General features: G+C 41.3%; 8 protein-coding genes. 1 reads left to right on the forward strand and 7 read right to left on the reverse strand.

The features are described from left to right. Window positions 1-209 precede the first annotated feature (209 nt). A complete protein-coding gene (locus tag VC28_RS12935; protein ID WP_049628929.1) occupies window positions 210-1,169 on the forward strand; it encodes an IS110 family RNA-guided transposase in 960 nt (319 codons plus the stop codon). Window positions 1,170-1,219: 50 nt separating this feature from the next. Here the strand turns inward: VC28_RS12935 and VC28_RS12940 are convergent, their stop codons facing one another. From VC28_RS12940 to VC28_RS19995, 7 genes are all read right to left on the reverse strand, one after another. Continuing rightward, the gene (locus VC28_RS12940; RefSeq protein WP_156184333.1) at window positions 1,220-1,831 is read right to left on the reverse strand and encodes a hypothetical protein; all 612 of its coding nucleotides are present in this window, start codon (window positions 1,829-1,831) and stop codon (window positions 1,220-1,222) included. A 133-nt stretch (window positions 1,832-1,964) separates the two neighbouring features. Then, window positions 1,965-2,291: a hypothetical protein gene (locus VC28_RS12945; protein WP_197085526.1), complete on the reverse strand. Its 327-nt coding sequence runs from the start codon at window positions 2,289-2,291 to the stop codon at window positions 1,965-1,967. A 524-nt stretch (window positions 2,292-2,815) separates the two neighbouring features. After that, entirely contained in the window at window positions 2,816-3,253 is a 438-nt protein-coding gene (locus VC28_RS12950; protein ID WP_049631008.1) for a hypothetical protein, read from the reverse strand. A 178-nt stretch (window positions 3,254-3,431) separates the two neighbouring features. Further along, window positions 3,432-3,707: a hypothetical protein gene (locus tag VC28_RS12955; protein WP_049631002.1), complete on the reverse strand. Its 276-nt coding sequence runs from the start codon at window positions 3,705-3,707 to the stop codon at window positions 3,432-3,434. Window positions 3,708-3,845: 138 nt separating this feature from the next. Next, on the reverse strand, window positions 3,846-4,274 hold the full coding sequence (locus VC28_RS12960) for a hypothetical protein (RefSeq protein ID WP_049631009.1): 429 nt from the start codon (window positions 4,272-4,274) through the stop codon (window positions 3,846-3,848). Window positions 4,275-4,839: 565 nt separating this feature from the next. Next, window positions 4,840-5,268, reverse strand: a complete 429-nt coding sequence (locus VC28_RS12965; protein WP_049631010.1) for a hypothetical protein — start codon at window positions 5,266-5,268, stop codon at window positions 4,840-4,842. Window positions 5,269-5,367: 99 nt separating this feature from the next. Then, window positions 5,368-5,577, reverse strand: a 210-nt coding sequence (locus tag VC28_RS19995) for a hypothetical protein (RefSeq protein ID WP_231591743.1), incomplete at its 5' end; no start/stop codon positions are given.

A 5,577-nucleotide genomic window follows, 5' to 3' on the forward strand; every position in this document is an offset into this window, starting at 1 on the left:
TTGTATGATTGATTTCATCAGTTTTCTTATCATTCTTAACGCGATAAGGTGGAGCCCATACCTGCAGCAACAGGTATTCAGCAAGGTAGCCCGGTGCAGCACTGGCGCAGAGTAATCTAGCCCGTTAACAAGCGTGGGCACCTTGCTGATTCTACTTTTAACTCGAACAGTCGAATGGGCTCCGAGCCCGAATGTAGCAAGGGTGAGTTATGAATACAACTACCGCCGCACACATTGATCGCAGTGAAAGAAATGTAGGAATCGACATCGGAAAAAGCACGCTGGATATTTGTATTTTCGAGCTCGATGTTTATTTGCAATATCCCAATACCACGGAAGGGATTCGTGAATTAATTAAAAAACTATCGCGTTATAACCTCACTCGCATTTTGGTTGAGGCGACCGGCGGTTACGAAAGAGGTTTGGTGGAAGCCTGCGCTGAAAAGGAATTGCCGGTAATTATTGTCCAGCCAACCCAAGTTCGTCAGTTTGGCAAAGCACAGGGTGTTTTTGTCAAAACCGATAAAATTGATTCGCGGCTCATCGCACAATTTGGTGCCATATTAAAACCGGAGCCAAGGCCTCTCAATAGTAAAAAAGTACGCTATATCAGGGATTTACTCTCACGCAAGCGCCAACTGAATGAGATGCGAACCCAGGAATTAAATCGTCAGCACAAAGCGCCTGCGATTCTTGCAGCAACCCATAAGCGCTTGCTGAAAGTGCTCGATAAAGAAATTGAAAGCATCAACAAGTTACTCGCCAAAGCCATTGGTGAAGTTACTGAGTGGCAGCGTACTTATGAGATTCTAAGCTCAGTGCCAGGTGTGGGCGATGGTGTTACGTTCACGCTATTGGGAGAGTTACCTGAGCTAGGCCAACTGTCACCACGCAAAATAGCAGCGCTTTGTGGTTTGGCTCCATTTAATCGCGACAGCGGCATGATGAAAGGACGACGTAGAATCAAAGGTGGTCGGGCACCGATTAGAACGGTGTTATACATGGCGATGCTGAGCGCGATTCAGTGTAATCCAGTGATGAAGAAATTTTACAAAAAGCTCGTTGAGCAGGGTAAGCACAAGAAAGTTGCACTTACGGCCTGCATGCGAAAAATGATGACGATTTTAAACGCCATGGTGCGGGATAACTGCGAGTGGCAAGCTAACTAAATTTGCGTTTCAGGTATTGATTTTCTACCACAGTCGCTTGTTAGCATTTTTTATAGCACTAAAGTTGAGCCTTTCATTTCAAAGCCAAACTGAAATGGATATTCGTTAGAGATTTTTGCTGAATTGTAGATAAGCTCAACTATTTCTATAACCTCAGACCTTGCTCTCTCAGCATTCTCTTTAGTGCAATATTTTTCCCAGCGAGTTTCAGCGTTGTAGTGTTGAAGATTAGGATCCAATCTGTAATTTGTAAGCGTTTTAGTGTCAGATAGTTTTAGGGTAATATTTTTACCATGCGCTATGTCGTTACGAAACTGAAAAAGCTCATTAATTAACTGCCAAGGACGGACTCCATAGTCAATTTTCAATTCTATTTTTTCAGAAATAACATTTAGCTTTTCTTTAGGGCTTAGTCTTTCAAGGTCTTTCCAACAAGAAAATACTTTTTCTCCTGCATGATTTAAAAATGCCTCCAAGGTAAACGCCGTAAAAACCAAACTTCCCATTACCAAATGATATTGCCCTTCCTTAATTTCATTTGTCATCTCTAGCAGGCAAGTAGATGTATGCCAAAACTCTGCATAGGTTCTAACTTCACGCTTAACTTCGATTTTTACCTGTGGCTCATCCATTTCTTTCGCCTCGGAGTGAAATTCTTTCATATGCAGATGCTAACGCCGCGTACAACGGCAGTTTGTAAGTCGTGGTTTTGTGGGTTATTTTTGCGCAGCAAAACCACAAAGCCGCGACTTACAAACTGTCCAGCGCACGAAGTGCGCGAGTTGCTACGCTTTGTTATGTGCTTGTATGCCTATATTCAAAAACACCGTTAGAAGCCTTAGGGTTCCAGCCTTGGGAAATAGCATTTTTAATGCTTTGCTCAACCATGTACGGAGTTACACCACCAGAATTTAATTTAAGAGACGCATCTGGCCTTAAAAATGGAAAAGTAATTCGCAAGATAGAGCCGTTCAATTCCACCGATTCAACGACCGCAGTCATTTCTGTACCTAAACAGTCCTGCGAATATGTGGGTTTTGACCTAATGAGCCACAAAAACTCATTTTCGCCCACGATAATTTTTCTACTTCCTTTCTTTGGAATGCTCATTTCAATATTCACATAACGTTGTATTAAACGGCAGAATTTAAGGCGCGATTTTGTGGAAACTTTTTGCGAAGCAAAACCACAAAAGTGCGACTTAAATTCTGTCCGGTGGAGCGCAGCGGAACGGATTTGAATACTTTGTTATAACACTACGCATATTCGATAAAACTTAGCACGGACTAAAATACTTCAGGCCGCACACACTGCACTAGCTAATTTCAGAACCATGCCTCAATTTACTTTAAAGCGCCTGCTGCCAAGTGCAGAAGATGCCAATTCGAACTATTCCAGAGACTTTAACGGAACTGCGTTGCTACTAAAACTCGCTTAGCAATTTAGAACACCAAGCCCGCCGAACGCACAAACTAAAATATTGCTACAGCGCACGGAATTTCCAAAAAAACCAACCAAAAAAGGCCGCGCTTTATAACGTTGCGTTCACCTGCGGATTGTAAGTAGCGCGTTGCGATAAACTTCGCGCAGCGATTTTGCAAAAGCGCTACTTACAATGTGTCAGGTGCAATGCCTTGTTATAAAATTTAAAGTGGGCAAGACGCCTCTTCACCTTTTGCGATTTTCTCTAACTTTCCAAAGTGCCTAGCCCACATGAAATTATACGCATAACCGTTAATAGTCGATTGGCATTCACTATTACCGTTTTCAGCAAGCACGGTTAATAAAAAATTACTTCCTTCGCCGTGTGGAAGAGTTACAAAATACTTTGCACCCTCAGGTATTTCTTTTTTTGAAACATAAAAATTTGTAGTTACATTTGCACCATTGACGTATACATCTCTTCTCCAGCGATAACATTTTGAAAGATATTTTTCTATGTCTTTAGTTAGCTTTTCAACAGGTTGATTGCTGCACATTGTCGGACTCTTCGAGCCTGTTTCCGCAAGGGCTTGCTCAGATTGCGGAAAACTAATGCAGCCCGTCAGGGTTAACAGGGCGGTAACAATTGCGATTTTCTTCATTTTTTCTCCATTTTTATAACGTTCGGTTCAACCGCAGTTTGTAAGCGGCGCATTTACGATAAACTTCGCGCAGCGATTCGCTAAATGCGCTGCTTACAAACTGTCGAGCGTAAGCGCGAAGCGCTGGAGCGGCGTTGGAACCGCTTGTTATGTTTTTGTGACCTATTTTCGATTGAATTTAATCTAAGCAATCAACTGGTATATTTTTAACAAATTCGGTTGCTTTAGCCATTAGTTGATTCCAATCTTTTTCAGGGCGAGAAGAATAGCCCTGATTAATAAGCTCCCTTTCACACAAGTCTTCTAGACCCCAAATTGCTCTTTTTTCCTCTTCGGTAAACGAATCTTTTATTGGGGAACTAGATAACTTTTCGGACAGGATTCCCCATACAGCAAGTAGGTGACCCACGGGAATTTTGATATTAGCTTCTTTGCTTAGATCATCTTCGGACATTTCGACTTTCCTAGTGAAACATAACGTTGCGTTCACCTGCGGATTGTAAGTAGCGCGTTGCGATAAACTTAGCGCAGCGGTATTGCATAAGCGCTACTTACAATGCGTCAGGTGCAACGCTTTGTTATGGTTTACAATTTATTTCTTAATGTAACGATATAAAAGCACAACTAAAATTTGCAAAAAGCCCAAGAAAAGAGCTCCAAACATAAGGCCAAATGCCCATGCATGATATATGTGTTTTCCGGTATTAACTACCCGATAGGGTTGCGAGAAGTAATAGTAGAATAGGCTTCCGAAAACTACCAACCCTGCGGCTAACGCAAACCAAGCCTTAAAGGAATAAGTGTTTTGGGAGCTTTTACCCGTATAAGTTGGGCCTTGAAGAATGGCTTTAGATAACAATGTAGCACTCACTAATACTGCAAGTGAAAATGACCCCGTGGCAGATGCGATTAAATAGGTCTGAAAGCCTGTTCCAAAGTCATAATATGCACCAAGAATACATAGAGTTATTACTAGCGTCACTGTTAATGAAACAGAGATTTTCAATTTATAAGCATCCATTACCATAACGTTGTATTAAACGGCAGAATTTAAGGCGCGCTTTTGTGGAAACCTTTTGCGTAGCAAAACCACAAAAGCGCGACTTAAATTCTGTCCGGTGGAGCGCAGCGTAACGGATTTGAATACTTTGTTATAACACTACGCACAATTGGTAAAACTTAGCACGGACTAAAATACTTCAGGCCGTACACACTGCACTATTCAATTTTCAGAACCATGAGCAACTGAACTTTAGAGCGCCAGCTGCCAAGTGCAGAAAACGCCCATTCGAACTATTCCAGAGATTCTAGCGGAGCTACGTTGCTACCAAAACTCGCTTAGCAATTTAGAACACCTAAACCACCGAGCGCACAAACTAAAATATTGCTACAGCGCACGGACTTACCGAAAACACCAACCAAAAAGACCGCGCTTTATAACGCCGAGCTAAGCGGCAGTTTTTAAGTTGCGGTTTTGTGGATTACTTTTGCGCAGCAAAACCACAAAACTGCGACTTAAAAACTGTCCAGCCACGAAGTGGCGATGCTTGAGCGATTTGTTAGGCATACTTTTTGTTTTCCTTAGTTTAAAGTTTTTTAACTTCATAAACTCCATGCACAGATATTAAGTAATGTGAGTTTCTGACTTCATTCATACCAACCCATAACAAAAATATCCCTGGGCAATTTTCACAAAACCTTTTTAAAAAATAAGACCAACCGTTGCACGGAGCAGACTTAAAAAGTTTAACTGAAAATATTTCTTCCGCGAGAACGATAAGTTCTGCTTCTAAATCTTCTTCCTTTCCAAATAGATAGCCATCCAAAACAAGTTTCAGATCTACATGATTACCATGCTTGCATAGTGGGCATAACCATGAAAAAGAAGAATCCTGAACATTTTTAGCATTATCATAATGCGTAGTTCCAAATCCTTTAATCGTAGCGATACATTTTTGGTATTTGTACATGTTTTGCCTAACGTTGTGTTCAACCGCAGCTTGTAAGTAGCGCATTGCGATAAACTTTGCACAGCAATTCGCTAAATGCGCTACTTACAAACTGTCGAGTGGAGGCGCGAAGCGCCGGAACGGTGTTGGAACACTTTGTTATATTTACTGCCTTATAAGCATAAGAAACAAAGCTGCAATCTGCGACAAAGGTAGAGTTACAATAATTAGCGAAAAAGACGAAAATGGTGTGAAAAAACCTGATATTAAGGGCGGTAAAAATGCACAAATAGCTGCAGATAAAAAATAGCATTTTTTTCCTGATATGTATTTATTTAGCTGTAAGTATATAGGCAGCCACACTATAGCAGTGAC

This window comes from Cellvibrio sp. pealriver (assembly GCF_001183545.1).
Taxonomy (GTDB): domain Bacteria; phylum Pseudomonadota; class Gammaproteobacteria; order Pseudomonadales; family Cellvibrionaceae; genus Cellvibrio.